Source organism: Olsenella sp. oral taxon 807, assembly GCF_001189515.2.
In the GTDB taxonomy this organism is placed as follows: Bacteria; Actinomycetota; Coriobacteriia; order Coriobacteriales; family Atopobiaceae; genus Olsenella_F.
In genome coordinates, this window is the sequence record NZ_CP012069.2 from 2,540,321 (window position 1) to 2,556,235 (window position 15,915).

Genomic DNA, 15,915 nt, shown 5'->3' on the forward strand with positions numbered 1-15,915 from the left:
TGGGGGTATCCGCATGGCACAGCTCACATTCTCTGACGTCGAGATGGGCATGGGACGGAAGCGCGAGACCAGGCGCTCCCGGTTCCTCGACCGCCTCTCCAAGTCCTGCCCCTGGGACGCCTGGCTCGCCCTCGTGAGGGAGGCCCGCGGGGCCGACGCCGGGGCGAGGGGGGCCGGCCCCGCGATGGGCAGGCCGAGGGTCGACGACCTCGTGCTGCTGCGCATGTACATGGTGCAGGTCTGCTTCGGCCTCTCCGACCGCGAGTGCGAGGACCAGGTCTGGGACTCCGCGACGATGCGCTCCTTCGTCGGCGTGGCGCCCTTCGAGGTCCCCGACGCCACGACCCTGTGCAAGTTTCGCCACCTGCTCGAGCGCTGCGGGGTCGGCGAGGCCATGGTCTCCTCGGCCTTCGGGTCCGCCGCGGACGGAGGGCTCGCCGTGAGCCGGGGCACCATCGTGGACGCCACCTTCATCGAGAGCCCGTCGTCGACGAGGAACGCCGACGGCGCGCGGGATCCCGACGCCCACCAGGCCAAGAAGGGGCAGAACTGGCACTTCGGGTACAAGCTCGGGGTGGGCGTGGACGCCGAGACGGGCGTGCCGCACTCGGTGCGCATGGACGCCGCGAACGTCCACGACCTCGACCAGGTCCCCGACCTCGTGCGCGAGGGTGACGAGCGCGTCTGGGCCGACGCCGGCTACGTCGGCGTCGGGAGGAGGCCGGAGGTCGCCGGCGACCCCTCCCTCTCCGGCGTCGAGTGGATCGTCGCCAAGAGGCGCTCGCAGGTCGGCGAGGACGACCTGGTCGCAGAGGCCGCCAAGTCGGCCGCCCGCAGTGTCGTCGAGCACGTCTTCCACTGGGTCAAGGACATATTCGGGCTGCGGAAGACGCGCTATAAGGGGCTCGCCAAGGTGTCCAACCAGGCCTTCGCCGCCGTCGCCGCAGCCGGCTGCATGATCGCGAGGCGGGGACGGCGGCTCTGCGGGCCGCCCCTCGCGCTGTCGGCGGAGAGGATAGCCCTGCAACGCGAGAGGCTCGAGGAGCGGCGACGGAGGGCGGAGGGTGGGGCGCCGGCCGCGGCATAGCCTACCGCTGGCCGTCCCGCCATGGTCTGGGAGGCTGCGGCATGGCCCCCGGAGACCGGCGTAGCCCGCTTGGGGGCGTTGGAGCCCTCCTCACGTCAAAAATCACCCATGCTGGTCCCGAAGGGACGGGATCGGCGACTTTATCATCGCTTTCCTAGCGCATCGTACAGGCTGGCCCCCGCCGGCATACCTACTTTGGACCCCCTCGCGTCGACCGATTCCCTCAGTTCACCTTCGCCTTCGACGAGGCCCCTTCCGAGAGCGTCCGCGAGCACGTTCGCAACCAAGCTCAGATCCTCCCCAGAGTCGATCAGGTCGACCACCGTGCGCCCGGGCTTCGTCGCGGGGACGCCAGAGACGATTGCTACGTCCTTCGGGTCGAGCCGACGCTTCCTGAGGATCAGGTTGGGGCGCTTGGTCTGCTTTCTTTCGGGGGTGCAGAACTCGTAGGGCGAAGGGCCGATCTCGCCGATCCCGTAGAGCCACGCCGCCGTTGCTCCCATGGCGACGGGCGCGCTTTCGGCCGAGATGTCGCCAGGGCGCCTCCTCGGGTCGATCGACAGCCATGCCGCCAGGACGTCTTCCTCCCGCACGCTCGGCGAACCGCCCATGCGGTAGACACCCTTCGCGAGCCTCTCTATGTTGCCGAATCTCTCCAGCCTCGAGAGCGTGTATCGCTCGACGCCCAGCACCCCCGCCTGCGCAGTGGTGAAGAGCCCCCTTTGGGAAGAGGCAATGTCATTGATGGCTCGTATGGCTTCGATCGTTTTCATGCTTGCATTGTAGCATATTATGCTACAATGCAAGCATGTTGTTTGAGGAGATGCTATCGCGTACCTGCAAGTGAATAGTCACAGGTGGTTGGCATCTGCACTGAACGCTGCGCAGTCGCAGGTCGGTAGCTCGATCTCGGTTTAGGGATGAGGAAAAAGGCCCACGACGTCGATTTGAGGGCGCAAGGCGGGTCAAATCTCGTCCACGGGTCCATTCTAGATGAACTCAAGCTATGAATAACTGCAGGTCAGCTGGTAAAGTTGTAACCTGCAAGCCACCTCTGCTCTACTCCCACTCGATTGTCACATCGGCCATCTCCGTGTAGTCAGCGTGCCGTCTGGCCTGCGATTCCCATCACTCTTCCACCTGAAAAAGCGTGTAGCCACCGTGTAGTCGGGGGTGACTACACTGGATGCAGTCACTTCAAGAGGCTTTTCGGGGATTTGCGTAAGCTGACGCCCCGGTGAAGACGCCAACCTAGCGGCACTACCGCTCGCATGGGCCTGTTTTCTCCCACCAAGGGAAGAACGGCCACCGAGGAGGCGCCACCATGCCAGACAGCGTGCCCGAGGAGGCCCTGGGGCCGGGCCGCTCAGTGACCGGGGGCGCGGGGGCCGAGGGAGGCCCCGCGATCGCCTCGGCGAGGCCCCGGAGGCGCGCGCCGAGGCGTCCGGTGTGCGGCAGACGCTGCGAGGGCTACGACCGGCTGGCGACGCGAGGGCGGTTAGGGGGCCCGGGCTCCCGCTGCCCGAGAGGCCCGAGGACCTCACGGGGGGACAGGGGACGGCGCTCGCCGGCTCGCGCGGGCGCAGCCGCTGCCGGACGCCCGCGCTCGCGCGGCTGTCGCGCGAGGCGGGGCGAAAGCGGGAGGGCATCCTGAGGTCGACTGGGCTCGGGGTCCCAGACGCCCGCGCCTAGGCGGCGAGCGACAAGGCCAGGGTCGCGACCGGGCGGGGCTACGGGTCCCACGACATCGGCAACCTCATAGACCTCGTGATGCCCGGGTGCTCGGACCTGAGGCCAACGCTGCCGGGAGGGGCGGTGGTGACGCGATCTCTACCCACACGAACTCACGAAGCCTCAGATTTGGGGGTATTTTGACAACAACAACGTGTCGAGCACCTTCCGTCGCGGGCTATGGGCAAAAAAACTAGGGCAGGACCGCTTTCGCAACCCCGCCCCGCAAAACCCTAAGATTTTTTAGCTGGATACATTATGGACCGCCTAGATCCATCTGTCAAACACCCTGTTCAAGAAGGCCAGGGCGGAACGGAAATAGTCCGATCGGACATACCAGCCCGAACGCTCTTCTGATCTGGCGATGAAGGCGTCTACCAGTATACGGCACATCTCCCTGCTGTGGGTTCCTTTGATGAGCTCCCTGTAGGCGAAGGCCGTCATCGTTATCTGCTGGACCCTTGAGTTCGACATTTTCGAATGCCTCGCCCGCTTGTTCAGTCCGATTTCCGCAAGCGCGCGGGCGACCTCGTTCGGGGTCCGGACGTCGCTGGGCGCCCCGGGCGCGAAGCCGTTGACGATGGCCGTGGGCGCAGGCGTTTCTGACGGCCTTGACCTGCTTCAGCAGGTAGTGCTCCTTCCGCATTCCCCTATCGTCCCATTTGAGGGCACAAAAGCGGTAGAAGTCGATGAACCCGCCGAACGAGATGAGCTCGACGAACACCCATACGGGATAGGCACCGTCGTACCTGCGGACAAGGTTGCCGCTGTACCTGTCGTTCTCGAGGCGCCTTATCTCGCCATTGCGGATGTCCAGGCTCTTCTTCGGAAGGCTCGCCAGGTAGTCCGCGACGATCGAGTAGCCGTCCTCGCCTACCCGCTCGGTGACCTCACGCATGAGCTTGGCCTTGGCGAAGTGCTCGATGTCTAGCGTCATCGGCAGCAGCGTGTACCTAAGCATGTGGTCGATGGCCGCGAGGTCGCGCAGCTGCCCGAAGTCGAGCCCGACGTACTCCCCGTCACGCTCGCCTCCGACGCGCTTGTCGAAGAGCACGCGATAGGCCGCGAGCTTGAAGTAGTACGTCTTTTCGGAGAGTGTCTCGCGGGCGTCCTCCTCTGGGCACAGGTCGAACGTCACACCTTTGGACCTCAGGTGATCGATCTGCTCATCGACGGTGAGCTTGGGCTTCCTCGCTCGAATGCTAGCATCGTCACTGGTCATTTTCCCTCCTGTCCGTATCTGCACATTGTACGGCCACCGTCTCGGCAGACGGCGGCATGTAGGCTTCGCGCGCAGGGCTTCGGTACAGCGTGCTCTTGCTGATGCCGGTCGCCCCCGTGATCTCCGAGATGGTTTGCACCGGACGCCTTCTCGAGGTAGATGCGCTCGCATCCGGCGCTCTCGAGCGCGTCGACCTGACGATCGAGCCCCTGCCCCTCGGTCGACACCCGCGCATACCCGAATCTCATATCGCTCCTATCCTCGTTCCAAAAACGGCCGTTTTAGGGAATGTTCCGAGGTTGTCTGGGAACACCCCGAAAGGGCGTGCCGGTGGGTTCCCGAACCCGTCTGAGATAAGCATCTGAAATGCTGAAACGAAGGGTTGTGATGCACGGCCGAAATCACGCCGCAATGAACTGCAGCAGACCCTCTCCAACCTTCGCTAAGGGGTAAATTAGCCCTCGGAAGAATATTCGGTATGGCCGGCGGCAACATTGCTTGATAGCAAGCAACTGGGTTCAAAGTAAGAACCCATATCACCTATAGAGCTGTTTCAGCGCCTCTTCTTTGGATTCTATATCTCGGAGATAGGCAGTCCTGTCAATCTCCTGATCGTGGTGATCGCCTTTGCCAGAGATTTGATCCCATTGGTGACATCCATGGTTGATCCCTAAAACCCTGCAAGCGTGATCGGATTGCCGCTGCTACACACCGAGAGCCCTTACCGGCACCACCATCACGCCGTCCTCGCGACAATAGCTGAAGTCTCCCAAACCAACGAGCACCATGAGAAACGCCGGCGCGCCCATGCGCTTCTGATCAACCTTGTCTGCAAGCGTCTTGAGCGACTGCGCTCCCTGCGCGATGGCGGACTCGCCGCCGAGCTTAACTTCGATAAGGCCGTGGGAGCCATCGCGAAGATGGACTACGGCGTCGGCTTCAAGACCGGACTTGTCGCGGTAATGTGCCACCGAGCCGTCCATAGCGGATGCGTAAACCCGCAAGTCGCGGATACACATGCTCTCGAACAGGAGACCAAACGTGTTCAGATCAGCGACAAGGTCGGCTGGAGACGCTCCGAGTACCGCAGCTGCAATCGAGGGATCGACGAAGTGTCTCGTCGGAGAAGTGCGTATCGCCGTCTTGGAGCGCAGGTTCGGACTCCAAGCCTCGAGGTCTTCGATAACGAACAGTCTCCTCAAAGCCTCGATGTAGCCAAAGAAGGCACTCTCTCCCAGCGCAGCGGCGGAATCCATATCCTTGCGGACGGATTCGAGCGCACCCTGCGAGGAGCTGAGCCTTGCATAGGATCGAAGCAACGCGCGCGCAGAGGCTTCGCTTCTGTTGACGCCATCGACGCGACTTATATCAACGTCGATAATAGCGTCAACATAGTCGAGTGCCTGCTGTAAGGCGACGTTCCGATCCTGTCCGACCGCTTTCGGCCAACCTCCCCGGCAGACAAGGAAGGCCAGGTCTTCTATGGTGCCCACCTGCGCCCGAGCAGTCGGCCGTTCACCCGCGAACATGCCCTTAAGTGAAACCGAGCCCGACGAGTCTCGCGACTCGAGCAGCGACATCGGCCGCATGCGCAACCTGGCGATCCTCCCGGTGCCGGAGTGGGCCATCTTGCGAACATCGACTGGCACGCTCGAACCAGTCAGGATGAATTGACCGAACTTGTCGCGCCGATCAACTTCGAAACGAATCGCATCCCACAGAGAAGGTGCATCCTGCCATTCGTCGATGAGACGCGGTGCGTCACCGTCGAGAAGTAGCTGGGGGCTAAGCTCCGCCATGCGCATGTTCTGCTCGCGCGTTTCGGGAGCCTGCATATACAAGACGCTTCGCGCTTGCTGGACGCACGTGGTTGTCTTGCCGCACCATTTCGGACCCTCAACGAGCACGGCCCCTTTTGAACGCAAACGGAAAGCTAGAAGCTCGTCGCATACTCTAGGAAGGTATTCTTTCACAGCGTTCACAAAAAACCTTTTCATCAGCATAAACACGGTAGTTGGTCATATTTTACCACGGTAGTTGGCTACTTTTTATCAAGACAGTTGGCTATATCCTGCCACGGTAGTTGACCGCCTTGCGGTTTAGGATGGTAGCAGTCTTTCATCCCAGAGATTAATTAAAGCGATTTATACTGGATAGCTTGACAACCAACCTGACTGACACTCATCGCTTCACCGTATGGCATAGACATTGTAAAAGACAGATATGTAGGCCCCCGTCTAGGAGAAACCAAGAAAGTTAAAACCGATTGTGTACAATGGGGCCTCAGGCGCTGAGATATGAACTGCATCTATGCGTACATGCCAAACAATAATGTCCGATATAAGAGCGATTGCTGTAAGTTATAGTAGCAGGCAGGCGGCTCATACGTTCCAAAACTCTTCGAAGGCGGTATTGAGATATGGAGATGTATCACGAAAGGCCGAGAGGGGATGAGATGTATGCGTTTCTCGTCTGGGGCGTCCAAATGTTTTGCCTTTATATCGCGGGCAAATTTGCCGATAACTTGCTTGTCTATTGGTGCACCGGCGTTATCGCGCCGGGGTTGGCGATACTCATCTCTCTGAAGCATGATCACAGCTTGAAGGAGCTCGGGTTGTACCCAAATCATCTGAAGCGAGACTCGGCTGTCATGCTATGCGCCTTCGCAGCAGAACTGCTAATTGGCGTGTACATATACGGGATGTCCTTGGAATACGCACTGCCAGCTATCGCCTATTACATCGTCTGGATTGCAGTTCCGGAAGAAATCCTCTTTAGGGGGCTTATACAAAGCCACCTTTTTTCGCTTCCCGTCAACCGAAAACTCGTCTACTGCATGGGCGCCGCCCTGTTCGCGGCATCGCATATTCCCTATCAAATGCAGATCAGGACATGGGATGCGCTGTTTACCGTACAGCTTGGTATAACCTTCGTCACACATCTCGTTCTATGCTGGATTGTCAGAAAGAGAGGCAACATGTGCCTCCCCTTGGCGATTCACGTAGCTCAAGACTTCCTGCAGGTGATATAAGGGGCGGACACGGATCCCGTCGCCCTCCATGGCTCTACGTCACCACCCATCGGCAACGCTGTGACAACACTGGCCTCTTAGATGGTAGGCGAAGTCGCCTGCATTCCTTTTGAGACCGGACATCATGGGCATCTCTTCTTATGAAGGCACCCGTGGCATTTGCAAATCCACTCGGATTGGCTCTCTCGCAACAACTGTACGCATCCCGTCCAAATTCAGGGTCCTGGAACCCGGCACCGAGTTCCAGGTGAGCGCGCAGTAAAGATCCCCCGGCGTAGCCGGGGGCTTTAGTAACGCCCCATAGGGGCCCGTCACGACAGCGGCATTGCCGCGACGGGCCGGTGGCCGCTGCCGCCGGGCCCCCGTCGGGGGCACTCCCGCTACCCTGTGCGACTCCCGTCGGACTGCCGCCGGACGTGCCTCCCGGTGACCGACTCGCCGGGGCCGACGGTGCCCGCGTGGTGGCCCCTCGCCCACGTCGTCCGGTCCCTGCCCGTAAGGGCCCCCCGCTCATGGTGCCGCTCGCGCGGCATGACCGCGCTCTTACCCCTCGACCTACCCACCACGTCGCCCGCGCCGCGCTTGGGCACAATCCGGAGGCAGATGCGTGTGTGGTCGGGGTAGGCGCTCCCCTCCACCATCCCGGCGCCGGCCGGCATCCCGAGTATCTCGCCGACCTCCCTCCTGGTCTCGCCGCACAGCACCCTCCCGCGACGCCTCGGCACCCGCGCCACGTGGCACGCGCGATACCGGCTCGTGTGCGACAGGCTGTCCCTGCCCGTGGCTCCCGCCCCTCTCGGACGGCGCAGCCGCCCCTCCGCGCCCCCGTGGTAGGGCGGGAGCTGCCATCACGGAAATGCGATAGGGGTGGAACCACCGCTGGCACCACTGGCATAGCCAGTGGTTTTCTCACCAGAGTAAAGCATGGCCCACAAGCCTGCAATTTTGACAACTTTAGGCAACAGACACCTGCCAAAGCACGCACTCATCAGTCAAGGCTGTTTGGGTTGAGCAGGAAATCGAACAGCCCCATAGTGAGAATGCCATCGTCATCCATGTAGGGACGCATGACGCGGTTCACAACCACGATCTTCCTGAAGCTATCCTCGATAAGACTGAGCGAGCGCTTCTCCTGAGCAGCTTTCTCCGGCGTGTCGAGCTGCGGCGCAGACTGGATGTAGTAGCGGCGATAGCCGAGGTTGGCCACAAAGTCCACCTCGTAGCGACGGCGCTCGTCGTGGCCGTTGTTCTTCATGCGCCTGTCCACCACGCCCACATCGACGGAGAACCCTCGGGCGCGCAGCTCGTTGTAGATGATGTTCTCCATGATGTGAGACTCTTCTATCTGCCGAAACCCCAGCCGCGCATTCCGGAGCCCCGTGTCCTCGAAGTAGTACTTCTTGGGCGTGCCAATGTACCTGCGCCCCTTCACGTCGTAGCGGGTCGCCTCGCTCACGAGGAACGTCTCCCCGAGGTGCCCGATATAGCGCTTGACGGTATCGGCGTCGAGCCTCGAATGCAGTTCGCTTCTGAACGTTGCCTCGATCTTCGAGGGGTTCGTGAGCGATCCGATGGATGAGGCGAGCACGTCCAGCAGACTCTCGAGCTCCTGCGACTTGGTAAGATGGTTTCGCTCGATGACGTCCGAGAGGTAAACCTCCTCGAAAAGGCCTGCAAGGTAGGACGCTTTCTGCTCGGGGGTGTGCATGGACAGAGTGAGGGGCAGGCCGCCGTACATAACGTACTCGGCCCAACCTGCCTGACGGTCACCGTCGAACGCCTGCATGAACTCCGCGAAGGTTAGCGGGTGAATACGAACCTCGTCGCCTCTGCCCCTGAACTCGGTCATCACGTCGGTGGAGAGCAGCTTGGAGTTGCTTCCGGTCACGTACACGTCGACATTGCGACGATGCAGCAACCCGTTGAGAACGCCGTAAAGCGCGGGAGGCTCGTCTTTGCTCCTGAGCTCCTTCACGGTGATGGCGTACTGTACCTCGTCGAGGAGGACATAGTAGACCCCTTGATCGTTGCCGATCCTCTCCATGAGGTAGTCGTAGAGAGCGTCGACGTCGCGGTAGCGCACATTTGCCCTGTCGTCTAGAGCCAATGCGATTATGTGGTCTTCCGGGACTCCCGACTCGATGAGATGACGGACGAACAAGTCGAACACCAGATAGGTTTTCCGCAGCGCCTTATGCCCGTGACAACCTTGATCATCCCGTTGCCCTTGCGGACGACGAGGTCGTTCAGATACTTGTCACGCCTAATCTCCATGCCGCATCGTCCCCTCTACACGCAAGGTAATAATACGGTATTTATGACGCAAGCTTCAATTTTTCCGAATTTTTTACTCCCACTCTATTGTTGACATTCGGGATTGGGTGAACTCAAAGTGCTGTCTGCCCTGCGCATACATTTACTCCCGGCAGGGCGGAACCGTCCCAAAATCGGAACTCACCTGGAACCCGGCACTGAGTTCCACTTTAGCACGCGATAACGGAGAATAAATGTACCTTACTGGTGAGTAAACGTCTGGACTGCGGAAACAAAGAATCGTGACGCTCAGCTGAATTCATGCCTAAATGGACCGCAACAGTCCTTCACTTCCTTCTAAGCTGGTGCGTAACTCGCAGCATGTCATCCATACGGTGGGTCCCATCGCCAATGGGAACCCCACGAATCCCCATCGAGCGCAGCTCGCCAGCTGCCACCAAAGTTGCCTCGATCTCGCAGGGGATTGCGGGCTATCTTCTATCGCTTTTTGCTGCATTAGCACGGGCGTATTTGGATTTCCGCAGGAAGAGGCGGCAAGAATCGCCGTTCAACCGGTACGGGGATGGCTTCTTGATTCATCCTCTCCGATTACAGTGGTGTTCAATGTCTTTTCCAGCGTGGATTACGAGATCTATGCCGACCTGCTGGGCATATAAACCTCGCCATATAGCAAAAACAAATCGCCCCGGTTACTCCATGAGAACGGTCGGGGTGTGTGATAGATGCTAAAAGATGTGATTACTTGGTGCTGGATGCGGGCGAGCATGCCGCTGCCGCCCTTGGGCACGAAGTCGCGGTTGCCGCCCCTGAAGACCCTGCAGGGGAAGCGGTCCCGCAGCGCCTGCCTGTAGCCTGCGCCGGGGTCTCCGCCCGACTCGCGGACAGCGCGCTTCAGGGCGCGGTCGAACTCCGTTGCCGTAGCGAACGCCTTCTCCATGTCAACCCCTCCCCAGCATCATGTTCCAGAGCGACTCCCCCCCGGCGTATGCCCCTCTTGGGGCCGAGCGCGTCGATGCGGTCGCGCAGGACGGCCTCGTCTTGCACGAGGCCTGCATCGAGCGCGTCGCGCAGGACGGCGGCCACGAGGCTGATGTCCTCGCCCGATGAGATCAGGTCGGCCACCGCGCGAGCGGCGGTGGTGCAGGGGAGCCCGCCGACGGTCGCGACCTCGGCCGGTTGCAGCTCGGCCCGCACGGTGCGGATCCCGCGCGCCGCGACCTGGCGCCTTGCGGGGCAGGTGAGCGTCACCGGCTCGGGCTCGAGCTCACCAAGTCCCATGAGCCACGCGGCGGTGTTGTGCGAGACGGCGCAGGCAAGCGGGTCCCTGTCGTAGGACATCACCCCGGGATCCATCGAGAGCCATGCCGCCCAGACGGCCTCCTCGCGCATCGAGGGCGCACCCGATGCCCGGTACACGCCGCGCGCGATGCGCTCCAGGTGTCCGCTCGCCGCGAGCCGGGACAGCTCCATGCGCCCGACGCCCGCTGCATGCGCCTGGGCGGAGGTCAGCAGCCCCCTTTGGGAGGCGGCAAGGTCATCGGTTATGTTGAGTGCATCTAATGCTTTCATGCTTGTATTGTAACAATAATGTGTTACAATACAAGCATCTATAGTATTATATGTCGGTAGCCGAGACTATTCCCAGGAAGTAGACATCGTGGACATTTGTCTACTGGGCGCTAATCCATGCTCATCAGTGCGACCAGTGCCACTCTGTGGAATCGGAACCCGTTACCCCCACTCGATGGTTGCACGATAGGTCTCATATAGTCAGCACCTATGCCTGAACTGCGTTTTTGTCACTTCTCCATCGTCGAGGTCATGTAGTCATCATACGGGAATGGAGCAGCCTACCGAGATCTGCTCTTTCATCTAAGCTAAGGCGGAAACGCAGACGGGACCACTCCTCACCATTCGCTGAGATAGGCCGACGTCGCGTCCGTAAGCGGCTGCTGAAGCCTGATGAAGTCGGCCGTGCCATCGGCAAGGGGCTGGCTGGTCTCTTCGAACCAGCGCAGGGTGAACCCGATAACGGCCCATGCTCCCCATGCGCAGGAAAGCCGATACCCACACCCGTCGCCTTTGGCCTTCAATGGACGGGCGGCCTCTATATACACGTCCTCAAGCGCCTTCGCAAAGCTTGCGGCAATCGTCCCGTCCGCAGCGGGAAGGAGCGCCCTGAGCACCGCCTCGTGCCGGGCAAGCGTTTCGGCTATGGCACCGGCAAGCAGGGGATCGGACGATCTGCTCTCCACGAATCTCCCGACAGAGTCGATCGACGCCGTCCGAATGTCGGAGACGATCTCATCGACGAGCGTTTGGCAGAGTGCGGGGACGCCGGCGTGGTGCAGGTAGAACGCATTGCGGCTGATTCCGGCACGTCGGCAGATATCACTGGCGGACGGGCTGGGGTCTCCCTCCCCCACTATTGAGAGGAACGCCCGACGAATGGCTGCCTCGGTGCGCTTGAATCGCAGGTCGCCTTCTTTCGACATGGGCCCCCGGTCTCCTGATGGTCAGTTGCCAATCAAATGCAACGTATGTGACAGTTTCTGACAAATTGCCAATTGAACAATACAAAAGACAGGTGTAATTTAAACTCAGGCTTCACGGGATGTCAAACGATGCGGCTCGACGCCCAGAATCGCGCCCATCGTGTTGGCCATCCGTCGCAAGCGGCATCCGGCGGATAGACGGCACTTCGGACCGTTCGTCTTCAAAACAAGGAGGAACTTCATGGCAGACAAGCCCTCGTCGTCCTGCTTATCGTCCTGGGCATCCGGTCCAACCTGACGGACAGCGCGGTCATGCACTTCGTCGTCGACAACTTCAACGCCTGTACGGCGGCCTTCTTTGCCGCGGCCGTCGCGCTGTTGGCGCTTTCGTGTCTACTGTCCGTGAGGCTGGCGGAGGAGCGGCGCTGATGACGGATCGAGCGACAAGCTCTGAGCAGCCTCGGTCGGCATATGGGATGCGAAGGTAGTCCAACCACCCCTTGAAAGTGTCCTGGGCCGAGAGGCGGGTGTCCATGAGCCACCCCCTCTCCTTGTCCTACCGGGACAGTCCACGATAGTAGAAGAGCTTCGTGTCATCGGTGATGACAACGGGCGTTATGCCGTGATGCAGGCACTCCTTGAACATGACGAGCCGACCGACGCGGCCGTTGCCGTCCTGGAAGGGATGGATGCGCTCAAGCGACACGTGGAAGGACACGATGTCCTCGAGCGTTGGGGCACGGTTCGCCTCGTAGGAGGATATGAGGCCGCGCGCCTCCCGTGCGACGTCCTCCGGAGCGGTCGTCTCGTGGCCACCGGCCTCGTTGGGCAGCAGCTTGTAGTCGCCCACGGCAAACCAGTCCCTGTCTGCGTCGCTCGTGGAGGCCTTAAGAATCCGGTGCGGATCCTTTAGCAGCGCCTCGGAGAGGGCGTCACCCGCATGCCCAATGATGTAGTCGATGCAACGGAAGTGATTGGAGGCCTCTATCACGTCATCTACGCGCACGCTCTCCCCTTGCGGGCTAATCGTAGAGGTCTCGAAGATGAGGCGTGTCTGGTCGTGGGTGAGCCCGCTTCCCTCCATGTGGTTGGAATTGTAGGTAAACTCAACTTGCACCTTGTGGTAGATGCCCCCCGAAGTTCGCGCGGACATCTCCTCGCGGAGCCTCGCGAGCACAGGGGTAGACGCCGCCCGCCGCCCGTTCAGGCGACCGGGCGCCCCGCGTCGGCCGGGACGCCCCGCGCCTTGCCCGTGGGAAAGGCCCCCGGCACGCGCCCTTGCGCGCAGCAGTTGCGCACGCTCCTGGCGGAGATGCCCCAGAGCCTGGCGACTTTTGCGGCCGAAGGGTATGTCATGTGCATCTCCCCGTCGGCAAAGAGCAATGCAAGCCCCGACTATCCGGCCTCCGCTTCAGCCCGCCATCGGTTCGGAAGCACGTTGAAGTTGACTTCTGCTACGATTAACGAATCGGAATCGAGCGCAGGAGGCACCGTGTGGCCGAGCGTCGCGCGCAGGATGGCCTCGTCACCCTGTCATGCCAGAGGCTGAAAGGCTAGAAATATTCATATTTTTTAAACAGGGCGAGTCTACGGAGAGCTCGATGTGCGAAATATGCGATCGAATACAGATGATTAAAAGCGGCGACAACCCCTTCTTTGTGAGAGAACTCACGACAGGATACGTGGTTCTCGGCGACAATCAGCACTTCAAGGGATACACGCTGTTTTCGCTCAAAGAGCACATGGCAGAACTATTCGAGCTGGAAGACAATACGAGGGCAAGGTTCCTTGAAGAGATGACGATTGTGGCAGAAGCGGTTTCAAGGGCTTTTGGCGCAGAGAAGATGAACTATGAGTGCTTGGGGAACGGTGACGCGCATCTGCACTGGCACCTGTTCCCAAGGACGACAGGAGACCTTGGGAACCACGGGAACAACGGCAGAGGCCCCGTCTGGTGGTACCCAAGGGAAGAGATGTACGCAGATTGCAACAGGCCGAGCAGCAAGGAGCTCGAGGCAATGAAGCAGGCCCTGCGGAAGGAGCTTGAAGCCATACTGCCATGACACCTCCCGTCTGTCCAATGACCTCGATAGGGAGGACGGCGGACAGGGGGGCAGCAGGCTCTGGCGCCCCCCGAGCTAGTCGATCCTCGCGAGTCCTGTAAGCTCCTTGTCTGGGATAGTCTGGCTGTGGCCGGTTCCACGGGACCTCTCCCCTACATTGACCGCCACAAGCGGGACAGGCCCCACAACGCCTGCGGCGGCCCTCGGCCGAGGTCACGCGCCACCGGCGTAAGTAACGTCACGGCACATGACAGCTAGCGCCTCGCGCGGCTTCGCACGCCTCCCAGCAGGTATCTCTCTGCTTGTCCCGTCCAGAAGACGCGACTCCTTGGGTCTTCTCGCAACCTGAGGGCACGAGATGCGAGACGAGAGGCGGTTTGACATCCCATGAAAGACGCCATCCTCCAGATGCCACGCGTTCCCGGCACCCCATGCAATATCGGATAATGATGCGGAAAGCCGCGAGAATACCGGGGCGGAGATACGGGGGTCTGCCGCCCCCTCGGCATCCGAGGCGAGCGGCCGAAGGGGTGACTCGGCAATGACAGCAGCCAAACAGACCAAGCCGCAGGTTCCTCTCAAGGACTTCTGCACCATCCAGGACGTGGCGGCGCTCATACAGGTGAGCGAGAACGTCAGCCAAGACTACACCGACATACGCGAGACGGCGCATGCTGAGGGCTACCTCCCCGCCAGGGGCTATCCTAGACGAACGAGGTCGGCGCGCGATGGTCAGACACCGAGGCTCAGGCCGTGACGCAAGTGGCTGTGTGGCTCGCCTCTGGCACCGCAAGCGAAGGCGACTTCCCAAGCGCTGACCCCGCCCGCGACACAACCGTCGGAAGAGTACGGCAAGGACAAGCTGCCCCCGGCTAGGCACACCACATCCCTCCTACTCGCCAGCCTCGACGCTGCGACAGCGACCTACGTGGCTACTGCTGTGGCAACCAGAAGCGGGAAGACTACTAAATCAGCCAAGAGGAGAACGACGAAGGTATGGCCGACGCCTAGGACCAACCATCGACATCCATAAGCGTCAAAGAGCGTGCATCGGTGAACCCCGGTGCACGCCCCTCGTTTACATCGGCAACAGGAGCCGGTGCCCTCAGCGCATAAAAATAGAGCGAGGCCCGGTGGGTCCCGCCCTTACAAAACCCGAAGGTTTTACATGTGCATATATTAATACTCGTTGGGGAGCCAGGTGTCAACCAGCTTCCACACGAAGTCGAAGTACGAGACTATGCCGTCGTTGGCACGGGAGAGCACGCCGCACCCCTCGGCGTAGCGGCGGACCTCAGCGAGGCGGAGATAAGCCTCGGCGGATTGAAGGACGTGCGCTCCGAGTGACGGGAGACGCCGTTCACGATCAGGATGTTGTAGGCGCAGGCGTTGCGCAGGGCGCGGACGCTCTTCAGGACGTAGTGCTGGGCCCTCATCTCGCTGCTGTCCCAGCGCGATGCGCAGTGGCGCCACAGGTCCTCCGCAAAGGTCCCGAAGTCAATAACCTCGAGGAACACCCAGACGGGGTACCCGCCGGCGTAGTGGGCTATGAGGTCGCCCGAGTACTCGTCGTGCACCCGACCGCTGCTGCCCCTAGCCCTAAGGGCGCTCTCGATGCGAGTGCGTTGCTTCGAACTTATCGACGCGAGGTAGTCGGAGACGATCGCGTAGCCGTCCTCGCCGTGCTCCTCGCACATGCGCAGCAGGCGCATCTTCGCGAAGTGCTCGACGTCTATCGTTGCCGAGAGGAGCACCTCGCGCGCAACCTCATAGAACCTGCGCTCCGTGGCGAGCCTGCGCAGGCGCGCAAGCTCGATACCGTCTGTGGGGTTCGGCGAGAGGATGTAGTGCTTCCACGTCCGCGCACGCTGCCCGTTCCAGGCGGCGTCGTTGCCGAAGGAGGCGGCGTGCGGTCCATCTCGCGCCACCAGTCGATGCGCCCGTGGTCCTCCAGGCCGTCCCTCACCCCGGAGACCGAGGCGTCGATGTTCAGGAAGTCGGTCGCCAGGGCG

General features: G+C 61.1%; 18 protein-coding genes. 6 read left to right on the forward strand and 12 right to left on the reverse strand.

Annotation, left to right across the window (positions count from 1 at the left end):
- Positions 1–13 precede the first annotated feature (13 nt).
- Positions 14–1,087 (forward strand): IS5 family transposase, encoded by a 1,074-nt coding sequence (locus ADJ70_RS10935; protein WP_050340811.1) that lies wholly within the window; start codon positions 14–16, stop codon positions 1,085–1,087.
- A gap of 143 nt (positions 1,088–1,230) precedes the next feature.
- Here the strand turns inward: ADJ70_RS10935 and ADJ70_RS10940 are convergent, their stop codons facing one another.
- Positions 1,231–1,860 (reverse strand): type IV toxin-antitoxin system AbiEi family antitoxin domain-containing protein, encoded by a 630-nt coding sequence (locus ADJ70_RS10940; RefSeq protein WP_050341413.1) that lies wholly within the window; start codon positions 1,858–1,860, stop codon positions 1,231–1,233.
- 676 nt (positions 1,861–2,536) lie between these two features.
- Between ADJ70_RS10940 and ADJ70_RS10945 the strand changes: the two genes are divergently transcribed.
- A complete protein-coding gene (locus ADJ70_RS10945; protein WP_050341415.1) occupies positions 2,537–2,779 on the forward strand; it encodes a hypothetical protein in 243 nt (80 codons plus the stop codon).
- 319 nt (positions 2,780–3,098) lie between these two features.
- On the opposite strand, the gene ADJ70_RS10950 is transcribed toward ADJ70_RS10945, so the two are convergent.
- The 3 genes from ADJ70_RS10950 to ADJ70_RS10960 form a co-directional block, all read right to left on the reverse strand.
- Positions 3,099–4,040, reverse strand: a complete 942-nt coding sequence (locus ADJ70_RS10950; protein WP_216597262.1) for an Abi family protein — start codon at positions 4,038–4,040, stop codon at positions 3,099–3,101.
- Entirely contained in the window at positions 4,037–4,288 is a 252-nt protein-coding gene (locus ADJ70_RS10955; protein ID WP_050341417.1) for a recombinase family protein, read from the reverse strand. The genes ADJ70_RS10950 and ADJ70_RS10955 overlap by 4 nt, the downstream gene beginning before the upstream one ends.
- Positions 4,289–4,744: 456 nt before the next feature.
- Positions 4,745–6,043, reverse strand: a complete 1,299-nt coding sequence (locus tag ADJ70_RS10960; RefSeq protein ID WP_371256202.1) for an ATP-binding protein — start codon at positions 6,041–6,043, stop codon at positions 4,745–4,747.
- A gap of 416 nt (positions 6,044–6,459) precedes the next feature.
- Here ADJ70_RS10960 and ADJ70_RS10965 point away from each other — a divergent pair, with 416 nt between their 5' ends.
- The gene (locus ADJ70_RS10965; RefSeq protein ID WP_050341419.1) at positions 6,460–7,071 is read left to right on the forward strand and encodes a CPBP family intramembrane glutamic endopeptidase; all 612 of its coding nucleotides are present in this window, start codon (positions 6,460–6,462) and stop codon (positions 7,069–7,071) included.
- Positions 7,072–7,451: 380 nt separating this feature from the next.
- Here the strand turns inward: ADJ70_RS10965 and ADJ70_RS15775 are convergent, their stop codons facing one another.
- Together ADJ70_RS15775 and ADJ70_RS10975 are read right to left on the reverse strand one after the other, a co-directional pair.
- Positions 7,452–7,805: a transposase gene (locus ADJ70_RS15775; protein WP_371256057.1), complete on the reverse strand. Its 354-nt coding sequence runs from the start codon at positions 7,803–7,805 to the stop codon at positions 7,452–7,454.
- Between the two features lie 254 nt (positions 7,806–8,059).
- Entirely contained in the window at positions 8,060–9,241 is a 1,182-nt protein-coding gene (locus ADJ70_RS10975) for an ATP-binding protein (RefSeq protein ID WP_216597263.1), read from the reverse strand.
- A 412-nt stretch (positions 9,242–9,653) separates the two neighbouring features.
- Between ADJ70_RS10975 and ADJ70_RS14255 the strand changes: the two genes are divergently transcribed.
- Positions 9,654–10,001 (forward strand): macro domain-containing protein, encoded by a 348-nt coding sequence (locus tag ADJ70_RS14255; protein WP_083443976.1) that lies wholly within the window; start codon positions 9,654–9,656, stop codon positions 9,999–10,001.
- Here the strand turns inward: ADJ70_RS14255 and ADJ70_RS10980 are convergent.
- The 5 genes from ADJ70_RS10980 to ADJ70_RS15435 form a co-directional block, all read right to left on the reverse strand.
- Positions 9,977–10,282, reverse strand: a complete 306-nt coding sequence (locus ADJ70_RS10980; protein ID WP_050341423.1) for a hypothetical protein — start codon at positions 10,280–10,282, stop codon at positions 9,977–9,979. The genes ADJ70_RS14255 and ADJ70_RS10980 overlap by 25 nt on opposite strands.
- Complete coding sequence (locus ADJ70_RS10985; RefSeq protein ID WP_050341426.1) at positions 10,237–10,914, reverse strand: type IV toxin-antitoxin system AbiEi family antitoxin domain-containing protein; 678 nt, start codon at positions 10,912–10,914, stop codon at positions 10,237–10,239. Before ADJ70_RS10985 ends, ADJ70_RS10980 begins: the two co-directional genes overlap by 46 nt.
- Positions 10,915–11,252: 338 nt before the next feature.
- Positions 11,253–11,840, reverse strand: coding sequence for a TetR/AcrR family transcriptional regulator (locus tag ADJ70_RS10990; protein ID WP_050341428.1), 588 nt, complete (start codon positions 11,838–11,840; stop codon positions 11,253–11,255).
- 556 nt (positions 11,841–12,396) lie between these two features.
- Positions 12,397–12,993, reverse strand: a complete 597-nt coding sequence (locus ADJ70_RS15430) for a Fic family protein (protein ID WP_253273184.1) — start codon at positions 12,991–12,993, stop codon at positions 12,397–12,399.
- Positions 12,994–13,043: 50 nt separating this feature from the next.
- The gene (locus tag ADJ70_RS15435; RefSeq protein ID WP_253273185.1) at positions 13,044–13,196 is read right to left on the reverse strand and encodes a hypothetical protein; all 153 of its coding nucleotides are present in this window, start codon (positions 13,194–13,196) and stop codon (positions 13,044–13,046) included.
- A gap of 179 nt (positions 13,197–13,375) precedes the next feature.
- Here ADJ70_RS15435 and ADJ70_RS11010 point away from each other — a divergent pair, with 179 nt between their 5' ends.
- The gene (locus tag ADJ70_RS11010) at positions 13,376–13,903 is read left to right on the forward strand and encodes an HIT family protein (RefSeq protein WP_253273186.1); all 528 of its coding nucleotides are present in this window, start codon (positions 13,376–13,378) and stop codon (positions 13,901–13,903) included.
- Between the two features lie 541 nt (positions 13,904–14,444).
- Complete coding sequence (locus tag ADJ70_RS11015; protein ID WP_050341432.1) at positions 14,445–14,660, forward strand: hypothetical protein; 216 nt, start codon at positions 14,445–14,447, stop codon at positions 14,658–14,660.
- Positions 14,661–15,141: 481 nt separating this feature from the next.
- Here ADJ70_RS11015 and ADJ70_RS11020 read toward each other — a convergent pair whose 3' ends face one another.
- Entirely contained in the window at positions 15,142–15,831 is a 690-nt protein-coding gene (locus ADJ70_RS11020) for an Abi family protein (RefSeq protein WP_050341434.1), read from the reverse strand.
- Positions 15,832–15,915 lie beyond the last annotated feature (84 nt).